This window comes from Nitrosospira sp. Nsp1 (genome assembly GCF_900100985.1).
GTDB lineage: Bacteria > Pseudomonadota > Gammaproteobacteria > Burkholderiales > Nitrosomonadaceae > Nitrosospira.
Window position 1 is genome coordinate 1 of sequence record NZ_FMUF01000051.1, and the last position, 1217, is coordinate 1217.

The following is a 1217-nucleotide window of genomic DNA, read 5'->3' on the forward strand; positions in this document are numbered from 1 at the left end:
AAAATAGTAGAGCCCGACCTGATCGATCGATTGCTGGCTGATTACCAGAAACCGGAAGACCTGCTTGGTGAGAACGGGATACTCAAGCAGCTGACCAAAGCCATTGTGGAGCGTGCATTACAAGCCGAACTGGCGATTCACTTGGGTCACGACAAGCATGAAGCGGTGGTCAACGACAGCGGCAACACCCGTAACGGCAGCAGCGCCAAGACGCTCAAGAGTGATTTTGGTGCGTTGCCGATCGATATCCCACGGGACCGTGACGGGAGCTTCGAGCCGCAACTCGTTGCCAAACACCAAACACGCTGGAGTGGCTTTGACGACAAGATCCTGTCGCTGTATGCGCGGGGCATGACGGTGCGGGAAATCCAAAGTCACCTCGAAGAAATGTATGGGGCCGAGGTCTCGCCAACTTTGATTTCCTCGGTCACCGATGCCGTCATGGACGAAGTCAAGGCATGGCAGGCGCGCCCTCTGGATGCGCTGTACCCGATCGTCTATCTCGACTGCATCCATGCCAAGGTACGTGACAGCGGTGCCGTGCGGGTCAAGGCGGTCTATCTGGCATTGGGCGTGAATCTGAATGGTAATAAGGAATTGCTGGGCTTATGGGTGGCTCAGACAGAAGGCGCGAAGTTCTGGCTGCAGGTCACAACCGAGTTGAAGAATCGCGGCGTACAAGATATCTTCATTGCCTGCGTGGATGGTCTCAAAGGCTTTCCTGAAGCGATTGAGGCGGTGTTCCCAAAGACGGCGGTGCAGCTGTGTATCGTGCATATGGTGCGCTACAGCTTGAACTTCGTCAGCTGGAAATTACGCAAGGCAGTCGCGGCCGATCTGCGCACTATTTATACGGCGGCGACCATCGAAGAAGCCGAAATGCGCTTAGTGGAATTCGCGGCTAAATGGAGTGCCGGCTACCCGGCGATCGTCCAATCCTGGCAGCGCAATTGGGCGCGTATCGTGCCCTTCTTCGACTACCCGGCAGAAATCCGAAAGGTGATCTATACCACCAATGCGATCGAGTCGGTCAACATGAGTCTGCGCAAAGTTACCAAAAACCGGGGCTCATTTCCGAATGACGATGCCTTGATCAAGCTGTACTATCTGGCACTGCGCAATATCAGCAAGAAATGGACGATGCCGATTCAGAACTGGAAAGCGGCACTAAATCGATTTACCATCATGTTCGATGAGCGTATGCCACAGCATTAAAC

1 protein-coding gene is annotated in these 1217 nt (G+C 54.2%); it reads left to right on the plus strand.

From position 1 onward, the window contains the following. Positions 1-3 precede the first annotated feature (3 nt). Positions 4-1215 (plus strand): IS256 family transposase, encoded by a 1212-nt coding sequence (locus BLP78_RS15010; protein WP_090460558.1) that lies wholly within the window; start codon positions 4-6, stop codon positions 1213-1215. The last annotated feature ends 2 nt before the right edge of the window (positions 1216-1217 follow it).